Below are 631 nucleotides of genomic sequence, written 5' to 3' on the forward strand. Positions count from 1 at the left end.
GTAAAGGCGGMCGTCCGCCGTTTGATCCGGTGCTGATGTTCAAAATTCTGGTCATCCAGACGTTGAACACTTTGTCTGATGAACGGACAGAGTATCTGATCAACGACCGCCTGTCGTTCATGCGCTTTCTGGGATTGGGGCTGTCGGACCGCGTGCCGGATGCCAAAACGGTCTGGCTGTTTCGTGAGCGTTTGACACAGGCGGGTGCCATTGAAAGGCTGTTTGACCGATTTGACGCGACCCTGCGGAACGCCGGTTATCTCCCGATGTCCGGCCAGATCCTGGATGCAACACTGGTGGCTGCTCCAAAGCAGCGCAATACGAAGGCTGAGAAAGCGGATCTCCGGGCAGGACGTATTCCAGAAGACTGGCAGGACAAGCCCGCAAAGATGTCGCATAAGGATCGTCATGCGCGCTGGACGCTGAAGTTCACGAAAGCAAAACGGCAGGATGACGGGAGTATGCCCGCAACGGATCTCGCTATCCCGTTCTTTGGCTACAAATCCCACGTSTCCATCGACCGGAAGTTTCGGTTCATCCGAAAATGGAAGACGACGGATGCCGCCGCCAGTGATGGTGCGCGATTGAGAGAGGGGCTGTTAGATAAAACCAATACGGCCTCAAGCGTTTG

1 protein-coding gene is annotated in these 631 nt (G+C 55.5%); it reads left to right on the forward strand.

Translation table 11 applies throughout. From position 1 onward, the window contains the following. Positions 1-631: transposase (locus KP705_RS16075; RefSeq protein ID WP_215764965.1), on the forward strand; the 631-nt coding region annotated here is incomplete at both ends.

Source organism: Gluconobacter sp. P1D12_c (assembly GCF_018812105.1).
Lineage (GTDB): Bacteria > Pseudomonadota > Alphaproteobacteria > Acetobacterales > Acetobacteraceae > Gluconobacter > Gluconobacter oxydans_A.